General features: G+C 72.8%; 17 protein-coding genes and 1 tRNA gene. 9 read left to right on the top strand and 9 right to left on the bottom strand.

Annotated features, from left to right (window positions below):
- Positions 1-5: 5 nt before the first annotated feature.
- The 6 genes from J2X63_RS01190 to J2X63_RS01165 all read right to left on the bottom strand — a co-directional run bounded on the left by J2X63_RS01190 (position 6) and on the right by J2X63_RS01165 (position 5815).
- A complete protein-coding gene (locus tag J2X63_RS01190) occupies positions 6-659 on the bottom strand; it encodes a DnaJ domain-containing protein (protein WP_309973047.1) in 654 nt (217 codons plus the stop codon).
- 127 nt (positions 660-786) lie between these two features.
- Positions 787-1524 (bottom strand): PspA/IM30 family protein, encoded by a 738-nt coding sequence (locus J2X63_RS01185; RefSeq protein ID WP_309973045.1) that lies wholly within the window; start codon positions 1522-1524, stop codon positions 787-789.
- Between the two features lie 132 nt (positions 1525-1656).
- A complete protein-coding gene (locus tag J2X63_RS01180) occupies positions 1657-3723 on the bottom strand; it encodes a TPM domain-containing protein (protein ID WP_309973043.1) in 2067 nt (688 codons plus the stop codon).
- A 133-nt stretch (positions 3724-3856) separates the two neighbouring features.
- A tRNA-Arg gene (locus J2X63_RS01175) sits at positions 3857-3929 on the bottom strand.
- Between the two features lie 51 nt (positions 3930-3980).
- On the bottom strand, positions 3981-5177 hold the full coding sequence (locus J2X63_RS01170; protein ID WP_309973041.1) for an ROK family transcriptional regulator: 1197 nt from the start codon (positions 5175-5177) through the stop codon (positions 3981-3983).
- An 11-nt stretch (positions 5178-5188) separates the two neighbouring features.
- Positions 5189-5815: an iron ABC transporter ATP-binding protein gene (locus J2X63_RS01165; protein WP_309973040.1), complete on the bottom strand. Its 627-nt coding sequence runs from the start codon at positions 5813-5815 to the stop codon at positions 5189-5191.
- 39 nt (positions 5816-5854) lie between these two features.
- Here J2X63_RS01165 and J2X63_RS01160 point away from each other — a divergent pair, with 39 nt between their 5' ends.
- From J2X63_RS01160 to prfA, 8 genes are all read left to right on the top strand, one after another.
- Positions 5855-7531 carry an arginine--tRNA ligase gene (locus J2X63_RS01160; RefSeq protein ID WP_309973038.1) on the top strand — a complete coding sequence of 559 codons (1677 nt, stop codon included), beginning with the start codon at positions 5855-5857 and terminating at the stop codon, positions 7529-7531.
- Positions 7528-8517 carry a DUF2993 domain-containing protein gene (locus J2X63_RS01155; RefSeq protein ID WP_309973036.1) on the top strand — a complete coding sequence of 330 codons (990 nt, stop codon included), beginning with the start codon at positions 7528-7530 and terminating at the stop codon, positions 8515-8517. The genes J2X63_RS01160 and J2X63_RS01155 overlap by 4 nt, the downstream gene beginning before the upstream one ends.
- Positions 8518-8718: 201 nt before the next feature.
- A complete protein-coding gene (gene lysA / locus J2X63_RS01150; protein ID WP_309973033.1) occupies positions 8719-10140 on the top strand; it encodes a diaminopimelate decarboxylase in 1422 nt (473 codons plus the stop codon).
- On the top strand, positions 10137-11447 hold the full coding sequence (locus J2X63_RS01145) for a homoserine dehydrogenase (protein ID WP_309973031.1): 1311 nt from the start codon (positions 10137-10139) through the stop codon (positions 11445-11447). Before lysA ends, J2X63_RS01145 begins: the two co-directional genes overlap by 4 nt.
- On the top strand, positions 11444-12541 hold the full coding sequence (gene thrC / locus J2X63_RS01140; protein WP_309973029.1) for a threonine synthase: 1098 nt from the start codon (positions 11444-11446) through the stop codon (positions 12539-12541). Before J2X63_RS01145 ends, thrC begins: the two co-directional genes overlap by 4 nt.
- Positions 12538-13500, top strand: coding sequence for a homoserine kinase (gene thrB / locus J2X63_RS01135; protein ID WP_309973027.1), 963 nt, complete (start codon positions 12538-12540; stop codon positions 13498-13500). Before thrC ends, thrB begins: the two co-directional genes overlap by 4 nt.
- A 256-nt stretch (positions 13501-13756) precedes the next feature.
- A complete protein-coding gene (rho, locus tag J2X63_RS01130; RefSeq protein WP_309973025.1) occupies positions 13757-16027 on the top strand; it encodes a transcription termination factor Rho in 2271 nt (756 codons plus the stop codon).
- Between the two features lie 5 nt (positions 16028-16032).
- Positions 16033-17109 (top strand): peptide chain release factor 1, encoded by a 1077-nt coding sequence (gene prfA, locus J2X63_RS01125; protein ID WP_309973023.1) that lies wholly within the window; start codon positions 16033-16035, stop codon positions 17107-17109.
- Positions 17110-17202: 93 nt separating this feature from the next.
- Here prfA and epsC read toward each other — a convergent pair whose 3' ends face one another.
- Positions 17203-17781: a serine O-acetyltransferase EpsC gene (gene epsC / locus J2X63_RS01120; protein WP_309973021.1), complete on the bottom strand. Its 579-nt coding sequence runs from the start codon at positions 17779-17781 to the stop codon at positions 17203-17205.
- 4 nt (positions 17782-17785) lie between these two features.
- On the bottom strand, positions 17786-18721 hold the full coding sequence (cysK, locus tag J2X63_RS01115; RefSeq protein WP_309973019.1) for a cysteine synthase A: 936 nt from the start codon (positions 18719-18721) through the stop codon (positions 17786-17788).
- A 128-nt stretch (positions 18722-18849) separates the two neighbouring features.
- Here cysK and prmC point away from each other — a divergent pair, with 128 nt between their 5' ends.
- A complete protein-coding gene (gene prmC / locus J2X63_RS01110; protein WP_309977760.1) occupies positions 18850-19722 on the top strand; it encodes a peptide chain release factor N(5)-glutamine methyltransferase in 873 nt (290 codons plus the stop codon).
- A 21-nt stretch (positions 19723-19743) separates the two neighbouring features.
- Here the strand turns inward: prmC and J2X63_RS01105 are convergent, their stop codons facing one another.
- Entirely contained in the window at positions 19744-20787 is a 1044-nt protein-coding gene (locus J2X63_RS01105) for a TetR/AcrR family transcriptional regulator (protein WP_309973017.1), read from the bottom strand.
- Positions 20788-20836 lie beyond the last annotated feature (49 nt).

The following is a 20836-nucleotide window of genomic DNA, read 5'->3' as shown; positions in this document are numbered from 1 at the left end:
CGTCGTCACTGGTCGGGGAAGCGGACCAGGCGCGCCTGCACGGCGAGCCCGAAGCTCGCCACCATCATGAATCCGAGCCCGAGCAGGCCGCCCACCGTCGTGGCGAGCACCACGGCCACGCCGTTGACGGCGATGAGGACCAGCGTCGTGTTCCAGAGCCACCGTCGCCCGGTGAGGCCCGTCGCGATGGCGGATGCCGCGAGCAGCACGACGCGCAGCCACAGGTCGACCGGCTGCCACACCGGGAGGCCGGACAGGGCGAGCACCGCGCCGATGACGAGGAGCAGCGTCCACGTGGCGAACAGCCCCCAGCTGGCCGGCACGGGACGCACCGAAGCCACGACGTCCACGACGTGCTCGTCGACGATCCGCACCCGCGTGCCGGTCCTCGGATACCCCGGCCCGTCGTCGCCGGACGGGTCGTCGGCGCGGGGTCGTCCGCCCCCGCCCGCGCGGCTCGCGGCGGAGCGCAGCAGCACCTCCTTGGCCAGGGTCGCATCGACGAAGCGCTCGCTCGACTCCTGCACCGTCGAGGGCGCTGCGCCGATGGCCCGGTCGGGATGGAGCTCCCGGGCGAGGCGCCGGTAGGCGTGGTCGATCTCGGGCTCGTCCGCATCGGGTGCGACACCCAGCACCTCGGCCGCCTCATCCGGCGTCATGCCCGAACGTTACCGCGTCACGCTGGGATCGCGCTTCGCGTCTGCGGGCCGGGTCGGCGCGCGTTGCGGCAGGGAGACGCGGATGCCGCGGGCACTGCTGCGCCCGCGGCATCCGTCATGCTCAGGCTCAGCCCGAGATGGCGCCCTGCGACGAACCGCCGGCCTTGAGGGCGGCGAGCCGGGCGTCGACCTCGGTGAGCTCGCCGAGGTCGTCGAGCTCGTTGAACTGCGCGTCGAGGCTGGATGCGGCGAGTTCGGCCTGCCCGCGCACGACGGCCTCCTCGCGGCGGATCTTGTCCTCGAACCGGCCGATCTCGCTGGTCGGGTCGAGGATGTCGATGGACTTCACCGCGTCGTTCACCTGGCGCTGCGCCTGTGCGGTCTTCGCGCGCGCGATCAGCTCGGATCGCTTGTTCTGCAGCTGGACCAGCTTCTCCTTCATGCCGTTGAGGCCCGACTTCAGCTTGTCGACGACCTCGGTCTGCGCCGCGATCTGGGGCTCGGCGGCGCGCGCCTCGTTCTCCGCGGAGATCTGGCGGCTGAGGGCGACCTTGGCGAGGTTGTCGAACTTGTCCGCGCCGGACGCATCGCCGGCCGAACGCAGCTCGTCGCCCTTGCGGCTGGCGGCGAGCGCCTTCTCGCCCCACTCGCGGGACGCCTCGACGTCCTCGCGGTGGTCGTCCTCGAGGAGGCGCAGGTTGCCGATGGTCTCGGCGATCGCGGCCTCGGCGTCGGCGATGCTGTTGGTGTAGTCGCGCACCATCTGGTCGAGCATCTTCTGCGGGTCCTCGGCCTCGTCGATGAGCGAGTTGATGTTCGCCCGCATGAGCTGCGAGATGCGGCCGAAGATGGACTGCTTAGCCATGGTGGTTCCTTTCGGTGATGGTCGGTCGTGGTCGGTCGTGGTCGGTGGTGGGGAGTCGTCGTGGTCCGTCGTGGTGATCGTCGGGTGGGCGGCGTGCTGGTCGGGCTCAGGTCGGCCGCTGCATCGTGGAGCTCAGAATCGACCTCCGCCCCCGCGACGCAACCGCGTGCCCGAGCCTCCGAAGCTGCCCGGCGACCGCCGGCCGCCTCCGCCGAAGCCGCCTCCGAAGCCGCCGCTGCTCCGACCGCCCCCGCCGCCGCCGAAGATGCCGCCGCCCCCGCCGCCCCCGCCTCCGCCGCCGCCGAGCATCGAGTTGATGAGGATGCCGCCGAGCACGGCCCCGAACACGTCGCCGCCCCGTCCGCCGCCCTGGGGCACGCCGCCGTAGCCGCCGCCGAAGCCGCCGCCTCCGCCGTAGGCGGTGTCGAACCCGCCCACGTCCTGCTGGGCGAGCGACATCGCCGTGCCGGCGAGGGACTCGGCCCGCTGGGCGGTGCTGAGCGCCGCAGCCGGATCCACGGAGGCCAGTCCCTCGGCTTCGACGAGCAGGCGCCCGGCCTCGGCGAGGCGGGTCCGCGCTTCGGCGCCCACCGCACCGCGTCGGGCGACGAGGTAGTCCTCGGCCGCCTGCACCTGGGCGCGCGCGGTGTCCAGGGAGCGCCCGAGTTGGGCCTTCGCGCGCTCGAGCCGCACGGCCTGGTCGCGTGCGCCGGCGATCGCGGCGTCGATCTCGGCGTTGACCTGCTGAATCCGTGCGTGCGCCGCGAGCGGGTCGCGGCCCGGCCCCGTCATCCCGGCGCGGATGGCCGCGGCGTCCGACGCGACGCGGTCGGCGAGCGACGCGATGGCCGGGTCGCCGAGTCCGCGCCCGGTCTGCACGTCGCGCTCGAGGTCGGCGACGCCCGCCTCGACGGCCCGATCGGCCGTCGACAGGTCGGCGGCGAGGCGGTCGACGGCATCGACGAGCAGGTTCGCCTGGTCGACGGACTCCTCGGCGGCGCGGATCCCGACGGCGGCATCACCCGATCGTCCGGCTGCGACGGCGGTGGCCGCCTCCGAGAGCTCCTGCCCGGCGAAGGCCAGCCGGGCCTGTGCCTGCGCCTGGTTGTCGGCGACGGGCGCGAGGGCGGATGCCGCGTACTGGGCTGCGAGGGCGGCGAGGCGTTCTCCGGCCGGGCCGACGCGGGCCGCCGCGGCATCCGCTTCTTCGCGCACGCGCTGGAGCTCGGCCGGGGCGTTCCGTTCGAGCGCGCGGAGGGCGTCGAACCGCTCGGCCTGCTCGTCGAGCAGCGCGTCGGCCTCGCCGGCCAGGCGGAAGATGCCGCCGTACCAGGCGCGGCGTTCCGCGTCGGTGTCGGGATCGACGTCGTCGAGCTGCTGCTGCAGCGCGAACGCCTCGGCGAGCTTGGCCTTCGCGCCGTCGAGGGCGGTGCGGAAGGGGGCGGTGGCCTCCTCGCCGTAGGAGGCGACGGCGAACCCGAGCTCCTCCTCGCTCGTCTTCACGGCGTCGTCGGCCTGCACGAGCGCGCTGCCGGCCTGCCGGCGAAGTTCCTCGATCGAGGGCGGGGGAGGCCCGGCGGGCGTGGCGCTGCCCTCACCATCGGTTCCCTGCCGGCGGCGGCGCCGCGAGAGCACGATGGCGATGACGGCCACGACGATCGCCCCGATGACGATGAACCAGACCCAGCCCCACCCGCCGGAGCCGGCTCCGCTGCCGCCGGCGCTGCCGCCGCCCAGCGCGTCGGCTGCGGCGATCGCCGCGCCGGCCCAGTCGCCGTCGCGCAGCTCGGGCTCGATGACGTCCTGGCTGATGCGCTGGAGGTCGGCGTCGGACAGCGAGGCCTCCGAGTCGGCCGAGAGGTAGTAGGTGCGCCCGTCGACCGCGACGGCGAGCAGGTAGTCCTCGGCACCCATGTTGTTCGCGATCGCCGTGTCGTTGGCCCACGCGTCGGCGGCCTCGGGATTCGTGAACTCGCTCACGTAGGCGACGAAGAGCTGCCGCCCGCTCGCGTCCGCGTTCGCGTCGATCGCCGCCTCGACCTCGTCGAGCCGCGCGCCCAGGGCACCGACCGTGTCGACGACCGGGCTCGCGCCGAACTCGACCGGATCCTCAGCCCAGGCGGCCACCGGGGCGCCGAGCGCGAGCACCGCTCCGATGAGGATTCCGAGAACCGCGGACTTCCGACGTAGCGACGCCATGCACCAGTGCCTTCCCCGACCGAGCGGACCCCATCGAGTCTATGGTCGGTGCGGATGCCGCGTCCACGCCGTCGGGCACCGGACAGCACTGCGGGCCGAGCGCATTCCCGCGCATCGGCCCGCCATGTGTGAGTGCCCCCGGAGGGATTCGAACCCCCGACCTACGGTACCGGAAACCGGCGCTCTATCCCCTGAGCTACGGAGGCGCACAGCAGAAGACACTATCACTGCCAGGGGCGTCGCTCCGACACGAAGGGTCAGGCGAGGCTGACGCTCGCGACGGTGTCGAGGAGCTCCTCGCGCACGCGCCCCGCGAGCACGATGCGGGCGCCCCGGAGCACGGCGTCGCCGGGCACCCGGGTCGCCACCACGTCGGGGTACCACCGGCTGATGCGCCGGATCGCACGGCCGACCTCGTCGGCGAACGCGTCGCCGCCGAGGCCCGCGGTGGGCCCGGCGAGCACGAGCCGGCCGGGATCGAGCGTGGCGAGCAGGGGCAGGGCCACCCAGGCCACGCGCTCGGCGAGGTCGTGGAACACCGCCCGACGTGCCGCCTCGGCGTCGGCCGCCGCGAGTGCGGCCCGGGCCGCATGGTAGCCGTGCACGTCGAGGCCGTGATGACGCGCGAGGAGCGCGACCGCGCGCCCGCCCACGAGGTCCTGCGAGGTGCGGGCGCTCGGGTCGAGGGCGTGCGCGTCGACGGGCACCGGGAGGAAGCCGATCTCGCCCGCACCGCCGAAGCTGCCGCGGTGCAGGTCGCCCGCGACGTCGAACGAGGCGCCGACGCCGTTGCCGAGCCAGAGGAGGGCGAACACGTCGCTGTCCGCGCCTGCGCCGTGCTCGCGCTCCGAGACGGCCGCGAGATTCACGTCGTTCTCCACGTACACCGAGCGCGCGAGCTCCTCCTCGAGGATGGACTTCAGTCCGCGCACCGGCCAGCCGGGCAGGGTCTCGCTGAACAGCTCACCCGTGGGTCCGGGGTCGACGTACCCCGGGATGCCCACGCAGATGGAGTGCACCACGGCGGGATCCGTCCCGGCCGCAGCGCTCGCCTCGGCGATCGCCCGCGACACCTCCTCGACGGCGGATCGCTCCGTGGGATCACGCGGGAGCTCGATGCGGATGACCGGGCGGTCGGCGCCGGTCGCGTCGACGACGCTCGCCCGGAGCTCGAACGCGTCGAGGTCGAGGGCGACTCCGAGCGGCCGGTCGGTGCGGGCCGCGTAGACGACCGCACTGCGGCCGGCCGAGCCGGACGTGGTCCCGCGTTCCTCGATGCAGCCGGCCGCGAGCAGCCGCGACATCATCTGCGACGCCGTCGGCTTCGAGACGCCGACGAGCTCGCAGATGCGGTTCCGGGTGAGCGGGCCGTGGTCGAGGAGCACGGCGAGGCCCGCGCGGTCGTTCACGGCCCCCAGCCAGGAGGGCGTGCCGGTCGCGGAGTTGGCCGTCACGGTGCTGCCCGTCAGGCCGGCGGCAGGTTGCCGAGCACGGCGGTCACGAGCTGCTGGGCGTCGCCCGGCTCGAAGATCGCGGCGGAGTCGACCACGATCCAGTAGGGGCCGTGGAACACCTGCGCCTCGCCGGTGCCGCCCGCCTGCAGGAAGTACCCCTCGACGTCGGGCGGCGTGCCATAGGTGGGCACGGGCTTGCTCGTCGTCGCGGCCGCGTTGCGGCGGGCCTCGCCCGCGGTGGTGGTCGGCGTGGCGACGGCGATCTCGATGACCTCGCCGCTCGTCTGGTTGAGGTAGCCGCAGGCCGTGCCCTCGTCCTCCTCGACGACGGCGACGACGTTGGCCGCCGACGGCTCGTAGCCGGGGTCGGTGCCGAAGTTCGGGTTGAACGCGTAGAGCTGGTCGGCGGTGACGAGCGCGTCGCAGTCGATCGCGAACGGGATCGCAGGCTCGGCGGTCCCGGTCGGCTCGGGCGCGGCCGTCGGGCTCGCGGACGCCGTGGCCGTGCCGGTCGGCGCCTCGGATCCGCTGGGTACGGCGGGCCCGGGGGTGCAACCGGCGAGCACCGCGACGGATGCCGCGGCGAGCAGTGCGAGGCCGGAGGAACGGATTCGGAAGGGCGAAAGCGAGCGCGGCATGTGACGAACCCTACCAACCACGACCGGTAGGATTTGCGGGTGACTCCAGACGATCTTTCGCGTGCCCTGTTCGACCTGGTGAACGGCCTCGTCGCGCGACGTCGGGAGGCCGGATCCGAGGTCGAGCTGGAGCTCGTGCCGTCCCAGGTCACCCTCGAACGGCCCAAGCTGCGCGAGCACGGCGACTGGGCCTCGAGCATCGCGATGCGGGTGGCGAAGCCCCTCGGGTCCAACCCGCGCGAGATCGCCACCGAGCTCGCCGCAGACCTGGTGGGCATCGACGGCGTGGCGAGCGCCGAGGTGGCCGGGCCGGGGTTCATCAACATCCGGCTGGATGCTGCGGCGGCGGGTGCGCTCGCGAAGGCCATCGTCGACGCGGGGGCGGCCTACGGGCACGGCGACTCGCTCGCCGGCGGAGCGCGCATCAATCTCGAGTTCGTCTCGGCGAACCCGACCGGCCCCCTCCACATCGGCCACACCCGCTGGGCCGCGCTCGGCGACTCGATCGGGCGGGTGCTCCGCGCCGCGGGTGCCGAGGTCGCCAACGAGTACTACATCAACGACGCCGGCAACCAGATGGACACGTTCGGCGCGTCCGTCCTCGCCGCGGCGAAGGGCGAGCCCACGCCCGAGGGCGGCTATCCGGGCAGCTACATCGCCGACCTCGCCGCACGCGTGCTGGAGCGCGAGCCCAACCTGCTCGAGCTCGACGACTCCGTGGCGCTGCACACCGCGACCGAGATCGCCTACGAGCTGCAGCTCGGCGAGATCCGCCACTCCCTCGAGCGCTTCAACGTGCACTTCGACGTGTGGACGAGCGAGCGCCGCCTCCACGCGAAGGGCGACGACGCGCTGTCCGACGTCGACACCGCGGTCGAGCGCCTCCGCGCGCAGGGCCACGTCTACGACGAGGACGACGCGGTCTGGGTGCGCACCACCGACTTCGGCGACGACAAGGACCGGGTGATCCGCCGCGGCAACGGCGTCTACACCTACTTCGCCGCCGACGCGGCGTACTATCTCGACAAGGGCGACCGCGGGTTCGGGCACAAGATCTACCTGCTCGGCGCAGACCACCACGGCTACGTGCACCGCCTGAAGGCGCTCGCGGGGGCCGCGGGCGATGATCCCGAGAAGGACATCGAGGTGCTCATCGGCCAGCTCGTGAGCGTCAACGGCGCGAAGCTCTCGAAGCGCGCGGGCAACATCATCGAGCTCGACGACCTGCAGGCGTGGCTCGGCACCGACGCGCTGCGCTACACGCTGGCCCGGTATCCGGCCGATTCCCCACTTACGATCGACCCCGAGATCCTGCAGCGCCGCACGAACGACAACCCGGTGTTCTACGTGCAGTACGCGCACGCTCGCACGTGCGCGGTCGACCGCAACGCGGCATCCGTCGGCCTCGACCGCTCGTCGTTCGCGCCCGAGCTGCTCGTACACGAGACGGAGTCGGCGCTGCTCGGCGCCCTGCAGGAGTTCCCGCGCATCGTGGTGCAGTCCGCGGAGCTGCGCGAGCCGCACCGGGTCGCGCGCTACATCGAGGAGCTCGCCGGCCTCTATCACCGCTGGTACGACAACTGCCGGGTGCTGCCCCTCGGAGACGAGCCGATCGGCGATCTGCATCGCACGAGGCTCTGGCTCAACGACGCGACGGGCCAGGTCATCCGCAACGGCCTCGACCTGCTCGGCGTCTCCGCTCCGGAGCGGATGTGAGCGCCGGGCCGGGCCGCGACGACGAGTCGCAGCCGACGGATGCCGCAGCCGACGACCAGGGGGCCACAGCCGTGATCCCCGCCGACGAGCAGGCGACCGAGGTCATCGCGCCCGCGGCCGCCGCCCCGGCCGCGCCGGCCCCGGCGGCACCGGTGCCAGCCGCTGCGCCCGCGCCGGCCGCGGATCCCGCGGTCGCTGAGGCCGACGCCGACGCCGCGCCCCCGCGCCGCCGGCTCTCGCGCGCCGCCCGCATCTGGATCACCGTGGTCGCGATCGTGGTCGCCCTCGTCGCGCTCGTCGTGGTCGCCGACATCGTCATCCGCAACGTCGCCGAGGCCCGCGTCGCCGAGGAGATCCGGGCGAACCTGCCCGACGAGGTGAGCGGCGACGTCGACGTCACGATCGGTGGGTTCTCCGTGATCGCGCAGTACCTCTCGGGCAGCATGCAGCAGGTGGAGCTCTCGGCTCCCGAGCTCGCGGTGCAGGGCGTGCCGGTGAGCGTCGACGTGGTGGCCCAGGACGTTCCCGTCGACCTCGCGTCGCCGGTCGGGCAACTGACCGCTACCATCCAGGCGTCGCCCGAGGCCGTCAACCAGCTCGTGGCCTCGCAGGGCATCGAGGGCGTCGACGGCGACCTGACGTTCGGCGACGGCACCGTCGGCTACACCGGCTCCGTGAGCCTGCTCGGCTTCCCCATCGACTACACGGTCACGGCGCGGCCCACCGCGGCGGGCGACACGGTGCTGCTCGAGCCGGTCGGCGTCGAGCTCGGCAGCGGCGGCGGCTCGTTCGACGTGTCGGGCCTCGTCGACCGGCTGCTCGGCGACGACCCCGTGCCCGTGTGCGTCGCCCAGTACCTTCCCGAGGGCGTCGAGGTGCAGCAGATCGCGGTCGCCCCGGCCGGCGCGGTGGTCACGCTCGAGGGCGATGGCCTGCGCCTCGACCAGGCCACGCTCTCGCAGACGGGCTCCTGCCCCGCCGGCTGATCGGCCATGCGTGCCCCCGGCGGACCCGCGGGCGGGCACGACGCGGTCCGTCACCCGATTTCGGCGGGCCACCGGCGGCTCGATAGACTCGCGGGCAAGGCCGCCCCACAAGGGCGGCGCGCAGCAGGCTTCAGGAACCAATCCGGGTTCGCTCGCCGCGAGCGACCCCGTCGATTCTCCGCATCACGTTGAGGTTTCCCCGTGGCATCCACCGACGCAGCACCCCCATGGCTCCGCACGCCCGATGACGCCAACGCCCTCGCACCGAAGGTGTGGCCCGAGCGCGCCCACCGCGACGCCGACGGCCGACTCGTGCTGGGCGGGATCCCCGTCACCGAACTCGCCGAGCGGTTCGGCACGCCGCTCTACGTCGTCGACGAGGCCGACGTGCGGACCCGTGCGGCTCGCATGCTCGCCGCGCTCCAGGCGGCCGCGGCATCCGTCGGCACCTCGGCGACCGTGTACTACGCGGGCAAGGCGTTCCTCTCCGGCGCCATCGTCCGCTGGGTGACCGAGGCCGGGCTCGGGGTCGACGTGTGCACCGGCGGCGAGCTCGCCATCGCGCTCGCCGCGGGGGCGGACCCCGCGCGCATCGGCTTCCACGGCAACAACAAGTCGGTGGCCGAGATCGAGCGGGCGGTCGCCGCCGGCGTCGGCACGATCGTCATCGACAGCGAGGTCGAGATCGATCGGGTCGCGGACGCCGCCACGCGGGCCGGTCTCGTCCAGCGGGTGCGTCTTCGGGTGAACAGCGGCGTGCACGCGTCGACGCACGAGTTCCTGGCGACGTCGCACGAGGACCAGAAGTTCGGCGTCTCGCTCGACCGGGCCGTGGAGCTCGGCACGCGCATCCGGTCGCACGCCTCGCTCGACTTCCTCGGCCTGCACTGCCACATCGGATCCCAGATCTTCGACTCCGCCGGATTCGCGGAGTCGGCCGAGCGACTGCTCGCCGCGCACGCCGAGCTCGCCCGGGTGAGCCCGCTGCCCGAGCTCAACCTCGGCGGCGGCTTCGGCATCGCGTACACGGCCGCCGACGATCCGACCCCCATCGAGGAGATCGCGCTCGGCATCGCCGAGGCCGTCGCGTCCGGATGCCGCGTGCACGACGTGCCCCTGCCGAAGCTGGCGTTCGAGCCGGGCCGCTCCGTCGTCGGCACCGGCGGCGTCACCCTCTACACCGTCGGCACGGTCAAGCCCGTGCCGATCGAGGGCGGCTGGCGCCACTACGCCTCGGTCGACGGCGGCATGAGCGACAACCTGCGCACCGCGCTCTACGGTGCGCACTACTCGGCCCGCATCGCCTCCCGCGAGTCGGATGCCCCGCCCGCCCTCTTCCGCATCGCGGGGAAGCACTGCGAATCGGGCGACATCGTGGTCGATGCCGAGTACCTGCCGCACGACGTGACGCCCGGCGACCTCCTCGCGGTCGCCGCCACCGGCGCCTACTGCTGGTCGCTGGCCAACAACTACAACCACGTGCCCAGGCCGGCGGTCGTCGCCGTGCGCGACGGGGTGGCGCGCGTCATCGTCCGCGGCGAGACCGAGGCCGACCTCCTCGCCCGTGACGCCGGCCTCGAGGCATCCGACCGCTCCGACGTCGCAGAAGGGGCTCACGCATGATCGAGTACCGCACCATCCGAGTGGGACTCCTGGGCGCCGGATCGGTGGGGTCGCAGGTCGCGCGGCTGCTCCTCGAGCACTCCGACGAGCTCACGCAGCGCATCGGCGCCCGCATCGAGCTCGTCGGCATCGCGGTGCGCGACCCGGCCGCCAGGCGCGACGCCGACCTCCCGGCCGAGCTGCTCACCACCGACGCCGAGGCGCTCATCCTCGGCTCCGACATCGTCATCGAGCTGATGGGCGGCATCGAGCCGGCCCGCACGCTCGTGCTCGCCGCGATCGCGTCGGGCGCCGACGTGGTCACCGGCAACAAGGCGCTGCTCGCCAACCACGGCCCCGAGCTCTTCGCCGCGGCGGAGCAGGTCGGCGCACAGCTCTCGTACGAGGCGGCCGTCGGCGGGGCGATCCCGATCATCCGGCCGCTCCGCGACAGCCTCGCCGGCGACCGCATCGAGCGCATCCTCGGCATCGTGAACGGCACCACGAACTTCATCCTCGACCGCATGGACACCACGGGTGCGTCCCTCGAGGACGCCCTGGCCACGGCGACCGAGCTCGGGTACGCCGAGGCCGATCCCACCGCCGACATCGGCGGCTACGACGCGGCGCAGAAGGCCGCGATCCTGGCGAGCCTCGCGTTCCACACGAGCGTGCCGGTCGACGCCGTCCATCGCGAGGGCATCACGGGCGTCACCGCAGAGCAGGTCGACTCGGCACGGCGAGCGGGCTTCGTCGTGAAGCTCCTCGCGATCTGCGAACGGCTCGTCGACGACGAGACCGGCGAGGAAGGCGTGTCCGCCCGGGTCTACCCGGCACTCGTGCCGCGCAGCCACCCGCTGGCCGCCGTGCACGGCGCCAACAACGCCGTGTTCGTCGAGGCCGCCGCGGCCGGTCCGCTCATGTTCTACGGCGCCGGCGCCGGGGGAGTGCAGACCGCCTCCGCCGTGCTCGGCGACCTCGTGGCCATCGCCAGGCGGCACGTCATCGGCGGCCCCGGCACCGCCGAGTCCACCCACGCCGAGCTTCCCGTGCTCGACATCGGCCGCATCACCACGCGCTACGCGATCACGCTCGAGGTCGCCGACGAGCGCGGGGTGCTCGAGCAGATCGCGCACGTGTTCGCCGAGCACGGCGTTTCGGTCGAGCAGTTGCAGCAGAGCGTCAGCGGCGAGGCCGAGCGGGCTACGCTGGTCATCGGGACGCATGAGGCGAAGGAGTCCGCGCTCGCCGAGACCGTCGCCGCCCTCGCCCAGAGCCCAGTCGTCGCATCCGTCGCGTCCGTCCTCCGAGTCGAAGGAGCAGTGTGAACCACCCCACCCCCAAGGCAGGGTCGCGCCAGTGGCGCGGCGTCATCCGCGAGTACGCCGACCGGCTCGACGTCACGGATGCCACGCCCGTCGTCACCCTCGGCGAGGGCGGCACGCCGTTGCTCCCGGCTCCCGCACTCTCGCGCCGCACCGGCGCCGACGTGTGGGTGAAGTTCGAGGGCATGAACCCGACCGGTTCCTTCAAGGACCGCGGCATGACGATGGCCGTGACGAAGGCCGTCGAGGGCGGCGCGAAGGTCGTGATCTGCGCGTCCACCGGCAACACGTCCGCATCGGCCGCCGCCTACGCGACGCACGCCGGCATCAAGGCCGCCGTGCTGGTGCCCGAGGGCAAGATCGCCATGGGCAAGCTGAGCCAGGCCATCGCACACAACGCGGAGCTGCTGCAGGTGCAGGGCAACTTCGACGACTGCCTCGACATCGCCCGCGACCTCGCCGCCAACTACCCGGTACACCTGGTGAACTCGGTGAACAACGACCGCATCGAGGGGCAGAAGACCGCCGCGTTCGAGGTCGTCGAGGTGCTCGGCGACGCGCCCGACTTCCACTTCATCCCCGTCGGCAACGCCGGCAACTACACCGCGTACACGCGCGGCTACCGCGAGGACATCGCGGCGGGCAACGCGACGCGGCTGCCTCGCATGTTCGGCTTCCAGGCGTCCGGCTCCGCACCCATCGTGCGCGGCCAGGTCGTCCGCGACCCCGACACGATCGCGAGCGCCATCCGCATCGGCAACCCCGCGTCGTGGGAGCTCGCCCTGCAGGCGCGCGACGAGTCGGGCGGCTACTTCGGGGCCATCGACGACGACAAGATCCTCGAGGCGCAGCGCATCCTCTCGGCCGAGGTCGGCATCTTCGTCGAGCCCGCGTCGGCGATCAGCGTCGCGGGCCTCCTCGAGCGTTCGGCGGCAGGGGCGGTGCCCGCGGGTGCCCGCGTCGTGCTGACCGTCACGGGCCACGGACTGAAGGACCCCCAGTGGGCCCTGCGCACCGCAGACGGCTCGGACGTGCAGCCCACGGTGGTGCCGGTCGACACCGCGCAGATCGCCCAGGTGCTCGGACTGGCGTCATGACGAGCGCCGCGGTCGTGCCGGGCGGAGCCGTCGAGGCCTCGCTCGTCGGCCGCCGGGTGCACGTGAAGGTGCCGGCGACGTCGGCAAACCTCGGTCCCGGCTTCGACACCCTCGGCCTCGCGCTCGCGCGGTACGACGAGCTCGACGTCGAAGCGACGGATGACGCGGCCCACGTCATCGAGGTGCACGGCGTCGGCGCGGGGCAGGTGCCGCTCGACGAGTCGCACCTCGTCGTGCGCGCCATGGCGCACACCTTCGCGTACGCGGGCGTGCCGATGCCCACCATCCGCCTCGAGGCGCACAACGCGATCCCGCACGGCCGCGGACTCGGCTCCTCGGGCGCCGCGATCGTCGCCGGCGTGATGGCGGCGAGGGGACTGCTCGACGGGGTCGTGTCCTTCACGCCCGACGAGCTCCTCGAGCTCGCGACCGAGCTCGAGGGCCACCCCGACAACGTCGCGCCGGCGCTGTTCGGCGGCCTGACGATCGCGTGGGTCACCCCCGAGGGGCCGCGGCACAAGAAGCTCATCGTGCACCGGGGCGTCTCGCCGCTGGTGCTGGTGCCCGAACACGAGATGTCCACGGCGCTCGCGCGCTCGCTCCAGCCCGAGTCGGTGCCGCATTCCGACGCCGTCTTCAACGTGTCCCGGTCGGCGCTCCTCGTGGCGGCGCTCATCCAGAGCCCAGAGCTGCTGCTCCAGGCGACGGAGGACAAGCTGCACCAGCACTACCGCGCGCAGGCCATGCCCGAGACCGACCGGCTCATCCGGCTGCTCCGTGCCGCGGGGCATCCTGCCGTGGTGTCCGGTGCCGGCCCGTCGATCCTGGTGCTCGCCAGCGATCCGAGCGAGCGCGCCGAGGCGATCCGCCTGGTCGAGGAGTCGGCCGAGACCGCATGGCAGGCCCTGCCGCTCGCGGTGGACTTCCTCGGCGCCACCGTGACGGACGCCGCGCGCTGAGTCGGCGCGCCCGCGGCATCCGCTTTCCACACCGCGCGTCGTGCGTCGGAAACGGGTTCCGTTCGGTGTTAGGATTGGATCGCACCCGGCAGGCGACGCAAAGTTTCGCGTTCCCGGCCGCATCGTGCAATTCCCAGCAATCCATTGCTTTCGCTCTCGCGCATGTCTGCGCCACCGCGCACCGACATCGCTCGTGCCGGCGATCAAGCTCTCCTGGGTCGGCAACTCTCGCGACCAGGGGAAAGGAACATACCCAGTGACCAACGCAACCGACCACGCCGACGCGAGCGTGGCGAACCGCACCCGCCTGAGCGCCTTGAAGGTGGCCGAGCTCCAGGAGCTCGCCCTCTCCCTCGGCATCGTGGGTGCTTCCAAGCGCCGAAAGGGAGAACTCGTGGAGTTGATCTCCGCCCACCAGGACGGTGACGTCACCGCCGACGCCTCCGCCGAGGCGAGCGCCCCGGCCGTCGTGGCCGACACTCCCGTCGCAGACGCTCCCGCCGCCGACGCTCCCGCCGCCGACGTGCCCGTCGCCGACGCGCCGTCCGGCGAAGACGGGTCGACGGCAGACGCGCCCAGCCCGGACGCTCCGTTCGCGGCGCCCGCAGCGCCCGCCGACCAGCCCGTGCAGGCGCCCGTCGCCGACACTCCCGTCGCCGACGCGCCCGTCGCGGCCGAGGCTTCAGCCGCAGAGCAGGCAGCGTCGACGGATGCCGCATCCGCCCCGGTCGCGGCTCCCGCCACCCGTCAGCGTCGCCAGCCGCGCCGCGCGACGAGCTCCGGCACCGCCGCGGTGCAGCACGTCAACGCCGGCGGCGCCGGCGTCGAGCTCGTGCCCGCCGAGGCTGACGTCGACGCCCGCGAGGCGGCCCGCGCCGCCGTGCGCGAGGAGCTCGCCGCCGCCACCGGCGAGGGCGCCCGCGCCACCCAGCCCGCCGAGGGCGAGGGCGAGGCTCCCTCCGGTGACCAGCCCCGCCAGGGCCGCAGCCGCAACCGCGGCCGCCGCGGCGGAGAGCGCGCCGACCGCACGGAGCGCGCCGGCGACGACACGCAGAAGTCCGACGAGCGCCAGGGCCGCCAGAACGGCCAGGGCGGCGAGCGCCAGAACGGCGACGCCGGCCGCAAGGGCGACGAGCAGGGCAAGCCGGTGCGCGAGCGCCAGACCGAGTCCGACGCCGGCAAGGGGCAGGGCGACGGCCGCGGCCAACAGGGCCAGGCGCAGGCGCAGGCCCGCGATGCACAGCAACAGCAGCAGCTCGACGGCGAGGGCGGCCGCCGCAACCGGTACCGCGACCGCAAGCGTCGCGGGCAGGGTGCGACCGATGAGCTCGAGCCCGAGATCCTCGACGACGACGTGCTGATCCCCATCGCGGGCATCCTCGACGTCCTCGACAACTACGCGTTCGTGCGCACCACCGGCTACCTTCCCGGCCCGAGCGACGTGTACGTCTCGCTCGGACAGGTGAAGAAGTACAACTTGCGCAAGGGCGACGCGGTCGTCGGCTCGATCAAGCAGCCGCGCGACGGCGAGTCGAACAGCCGCCAGAAGTACAACGCGCTCGTGAAGGTCGACTCGGTCAACGGGCAGACCCCCGAGGAGTCGGCGGCACGCGTCGAGTTCCAGAAGCTCACGCCGCTCTACCCGCAGGACCGCCTGCGCCTCGAGACCGAGCCCACGAAGCTGACGCAGCGCATCATCGACCTGGTGGCGCCGATCGGAAAGGGCCAGCGCGGCCTCATCGTCGCGCCGCCGAAGGCGGGCAAGACGATCGTGCTCCAGCAGATCGCCAACGCGATCTCGATCAACAACCCCGAGGTCCACCTGATGGTCGTGCTCGTCGACGAGCGCCCCGAAGAGGTCACCGACATGCAGCGCACGGTGAAGGGCGAGGTCATCGCCTCCACCTTCGACCGTCCGGCCGAAGACCACACGACGGTCGCCGAGCTCGCCATCGAGCGCGCGAAGCGCCTCGTGGAGCTCGGCCACGATGTGGTGGTGCTGCTCGACTCGATCACCCGCCTCGGCCGCGCGTACAACCTCGCGGCACCGGCATCCGGTCGCATCCTCTCGGGCGGCGTCGACGCCTCGGCGCTGTACCCGCCGAAGCGCTTCTTCGGCGCGGCGCGCAACATCGAGAACGGCGGCTCGCTCACCATCCTCGCCACCGCGCTCGTCGAGACGGGCTCGAAGATGGACGAGGTGATCTTCGAGGAGTTCAAGGGCACCGGTAACTCCGAGCTGCGCCTCTCGCGCCAGCTCGCCGACAAGCGGATCTTCCCGGCCGTCGACGTGAACGCCTCGTCGACGCGTCGCGAGGAGATGCTGCTCTCGCCCGACGAGGTCAAGATCACCTGGAAGCTGCGTCGCGCCCTCGCAGGCCTCGACCAGCAGCCGGCGCTCGAGGCCGTGCTCGGCCGTCTCAAGGAGACGCAGTCGAACGTCGAGTTCCTCATGCTCATGCAGAAGTCGATGCCGGTCGCCAACGGCGCCGCTCACTCGCATGGGCACGAGACCGACCACCGGTAGGCCGCGTGTTCGAGTCCGTCCAGGCCATGCTCGTCGAGCACGGCGAGCTCCAGGAGCAGCTCGCCGACCCGGCGCTGCACGCCGACGCCGCGCGCGCCAAGAAGGTCAACCGTCGCTACGCCGAGCTCAGCCGCATCGTGGCCGCGCACGCCGCGTGGCAGGAGGCGGGCGACGACCTCGAGGCGGCGCGTGAGCTGGCCAAGGAGGACGACGCGTTCGCCGAGGAGGTGCCCTCCCTCGAGGAGGGCCTCGCCACGGCGCAGGAGAAGCTCCGGCGACTCCTGATCCCGCGCGACCCCGACGACGGGCGCGACGTGATCATGGAGATCAAGGGCGGCGAGGGCGGCGCGGAGAGCGCCCTCTTCGCCGGCGACCTGCTGCGCATGTACATGCAGTACGCGCAGTCCAAGGGCTGGAAGATCGAGCTGCTCGACCAGAACGAGTCCGACCTCGGCGGCTACAAGGACGTGCAGGTCGCGATCAAGTCGAACGCGACCGACCCCTCGCAGGGCGTGTGGGCGCACCTGAAGTACGAGGGCGGCGTGCACCGCGTGCAGCGCGTTCCCGTCACCGAGACGCAGGGCCGCATCCACACGTCGACGACCGGCGTCCTCGTCTTCCCCGAGGTCGACGAGCCCGAAGAGGTCGACATCAACCAGAACGACCTGAAGATCGACGTGTACCGGTCATCGGGTCCGGGCGGCCAGTCGGTGAACACCACGGACTCCGCGGTGCGCATCACCCACCTGCCGACGGGGATCGTCGTGTCGATGCAGAACGAGAAGTCCCAGCTGCAGAACCGCGAGGCGGCGATGCGCGTGCTGCGCGCGCGTCTGCTCGCGCGCCAGCAGGAGGAGCAGGCGGCCGCGGCATCCGATGCCCGCAAGTCGCAGATCCGCTCGATGGACCGCTCGGAGCGCATCCGCACGTACAACTTCCCCGAGAACCGCATCGCCGATCACCGCACCGGCTACAAGGCCTACAACCTGGACCAGGTCATGAACGGCGCGCTCGATCCCCTCATCGAGTCGGCTGTCCAGGCCGACGAGGAGGCGCAGCTCGCCGGGCTCGGCGACGACTGACACCGGGCGACCCGTGCGTCGATGAAGGGGTGGATGCCGCGGCATCCACCCCTTCGCCGTTCCCGGCTCGACGAGCCACGTCGACCGACCGCGCTAGATGTGCCAGTCGTGCACGCCGCGCGCGGCGTCCGCCGTGGCGTGCGAGAGGGGCTTGAACGTCGCGGGGATGCCGACGATGAGCGAGTGGGGCGGGGCGTCCTTCGTGACGACGGCGTTGGCGCCGACGGCGCTCCAGGCGCCGATCGTGACGTTGCCGAGCACCTTCGCCCCCGCCCCCACGGTGACGCCGTCCTCGAGGGTCGGATGCCGCTTCGCCCCGCGCGGCGTGCCCCGCGGCGCCTTCCCGCCCAGCGTGACGCCGTGGTAGAGCATCACGTCGTCGCCGACGATCGCGGTCTCGCCGATCACGACGCCCATGCCGTGGTCGATGAAGAAGCGGCGGCCGATGTGCGCACCGGGGTGGATCTCCACCCCGGTGAGGAAGCGCACGAACTGCGAGCCGAGCCGGGCGGGCAGGCGGAAGCCGCTCTGCCACAGCCGGTGCATGAGGCGGTAGCCCCAGATGGCGTGCAGGCCCGAGTACGCGAGCGCGACCTCGGCGGCACTCCGTGAGGCGGGGTCGTGGGCGCGAGCGGTGGCGATGTCTTCCCGGAGGCTGGCGAGGATTCCCACCCGCTCAGTCAAGCAGACCTTCGTACAGCACCGTGGACAGGTAGCGCTCGCCGTAGCTCGCGACGATCACGACGATGGTCTTGCCGGCGTTCTCGGGCCGCTTGGCGAGCTCGACGGCGGCGTACACCGTCGCGCCCGACGAGATGCCGCCCAGGATGCCCTCCTCGATGCCGAGGCGACGGGCGGTGGCGACGGCCTGGTCGATGTTCACGTCGATGATCTCGTCGTAGACCTCGCGGTCGAGGATCTCGGGCACGAAGTTCGCCCCGATGCCCTGGATCTTGTGCGGGCCGGGCTGTCCGCCGTTCAGGATCGGCGACTCGGCGGGCTCGACGCCGACGATGCGCACCTCGGGCTTGCGCTCCTTGAGCACCTGGCCCACGCCGCTGATCGTGCCGCCCGTGCCGATGCCGGACACGAAGACGTCGACGCCCCCGTCGGTGTCGTTCCAGACCTCCTCGGCCGTCGTGCGTCGGTGGATCTCGACGTTGGCCACGTTCTCGAACTGCTTTGCGAGCACCGCGCCGGGCGTCTCCGCGGCGATCTGCTCGGCCCGCGCGACGGCGCCCTTCATGCCCTCGCCGCCGGGGGTGAGCACGAGCTCGGCGCCGTAGGCGCGCAGGAGCGCGCGACGCTCCTTCGACATCGTCTCGGGCATGGCGATGACGACCCGGTAGCCGCGCGCGGCGCCGATCATGGCGAGCGCGATGCCGGTGTTGCCGCTCGTGCCCTCGACGATGGTGCCGCCGGGCTGGAGCTCGCCCGAGGCCTCAGCGGCGTCGACGATGCCGACGCCGAGGCGGTCCTTGACGCTCGCGGAGGGGTTGTAGAACTCGAGCTTGGCGAGCACGGTCGCCGCTGCGCCGTCGGTCACGCGGTTCAGGCGCACGAGCGGGGTGCGACCGAAGACCTCGGTGATGTTGTCGAAGACCTGGGCCATGGTGCTTCCTCTCGGGGGTGCAACTCGGTGCGACTCGGGTGTGCGAGCGACGGCGGATGCCGCGGCTCAGCCTACGGCCGCACCCGCGCCCGGTCACGTGCGTTACATTCCATTTCGTGGATGAACGCATGCCGCCGAAGGGCGAACGCGACGTGAGGACCCTTCGCGGGCAGACGGCGGCGCGCCTCGGTGCGGCGGGCGTTCCGGATCCCGAGGTCGACGCCGACCTGCTCATCGGCCACGTGCTGGGGCTGTCGCGTGGCGGCGTGCAGGCGCGTGCCGTCATGGGTGGCGTGCTCGACGACGAGGAGGCGGCGGCGTTGGAGGCGCTGGTCGTGCGCCGTGCGGCGAGGGAGCCGCTGCAGCACCTCACCGGGCGTGCGGCGTTCCGCTCGCTCGAGCTCGCGGTCGGACCGGGGGTCTTCGTGCCGCGGCCCGAGACCGAGCAGGTCGTGCAGCTCGCGATCGACGCGCTGCGCGCCACGGCGGAGCCCGAGCCCATCGCCGTCGACCTCGGCAGCGGCAGCGGCGCCATCGCGCTCTCGATGGCCACCGAGGTGCCGCATGCGCGGGTGTGGGCGGTCGAGAACTCGCCCGAGGCGTTTCCGTGGACGCGGCGGAATGTCGAGGAGGTGGGCGCCGCGAACCTCGAACTCGTGTTCGGCGACCTCGCCACGGCGCTCGCCGAGCTCGACGGGCGGGTGGCGGTCGTGATCTCGAACCCGCCCTATGTGCCTGCCGCCGAGATCCCGGTCGACCCCGAGGTGCACCTGCACGACCCGGTGGCCGCGCTCTACGGCGGCGAGGACGGGCTCGATGTCGTCCGCGTGCTGTCCCGGCGCGCGGCCGAGCTGCTGCATCCGGGAGGCGTCCTCGTGATCGAGCACGCCGAGCACCAGTCGGCGGCGATCGCGGGCATCCTCGCGGGCGACGGATGGCGCGCCGTCGCGCATCACCGCGACCTCACGCTGCGCGACCGGGCGACGACCGCGATTCGCTGAGCGCCGGCATCCGGCCCGGCCTCACCTGGCGCGGTCGAGGCGTTCCCGTTCGCGCTCGGCCCGCTCGCGCTCGCGCCGGTCCCGGTCCGCCCGTTCCCGTCGGGCGGGCGCGTCGGCCTGCTTCTCACGGTCGAGGGCCTGCTTGATCGCGTCGCGCTCGCGCTTGCGGGCGTCGCGCAGCGCCTTCTCCGCCTCGCGCCTGGCCTTCGCGGCCTCGCGCACGTGCCGGTCGCGGGGGAGGGCCACCTCTGGAGCCGGCGCAGCGGGCCGGGGCGGCGCGATGCCGGCCTCGACCTGGCCGACGTGGAACTCGATGCCGTCGAGGATGCGCTGGAGGCCGAACGCGAAGTCGTCGTCGCCCTCGACCGCTGCCGATCCCGGCTCGGCGACGTAGCCGCCGGCGAGGAGGAGCGGCTGGAGGTACGGGAACCGCTCGGGGGTGACGAGTTCGACGAGCGCGCCGAAGGCCCGCTCACCCGACACCTCGGCCGGGTCGGATGCCGCCGCGGCGGCGACCAGGTCCCGCTCCTGGGCGCTCGTGGCCCGCGCGTAGGAGGTGAGCAGGAGCAGCGTCGACATCTTCTCGCCGTCGCTGAGGGGCAGGTCGCGCGCTTCGCGCAGGAACCAATCGACGATCGTGAGGCTGTTGGGCGTGATGGGCGCGCCCGACACCGGGATGTCGACGAGCCAGGGGTGTGCGCGATACGCCTCGCGGATGGCGAGCACCCAGGCGGTGACGCCGTCGCGCCAGGCGCGCTCGACCTCGTCGTCGGGAACCGGCATGGTGCTCGCCGCTTCCTGCATGAGGAGGATCAGGTCGTCCTTGCTCGTCACGTACCGGTAGAGCGACATGGTCGTGAAGCCGAGCGAGGTCGCGACGCGGCTCATGGAGACGGCGCCGAGCCCCTCGGCGTCGGCGATCTCGATGGCCGCCTCGACGATGCGCTCGATCGAGAGCTCGCGCTTCGGCCCCCGTTGCGGGTGGGCCGCGATGCCCCAGGCGAGCGCGACGCCTCGGGGGAGCTCGGGGTCGGGCTGCTCGTCGGGTGACGTGGGGTTGGGCATCGGCTCCCGTTCTCGTCCGTCGCGTGGTGCTCGGGTGTTGACGACAGTC

It is taken from the genome of Agromyces sp. 3263 (genome assembly GCF_031456545.1).
Classification (GTDB): Bacteria; Actinomycetota; Actinomycetes; order Actinomycetales; family Microbacteriaceae; genus Agromyces.
This window is presented reverse-complemented; position numbering and strand designations above follow the sequence as displayed.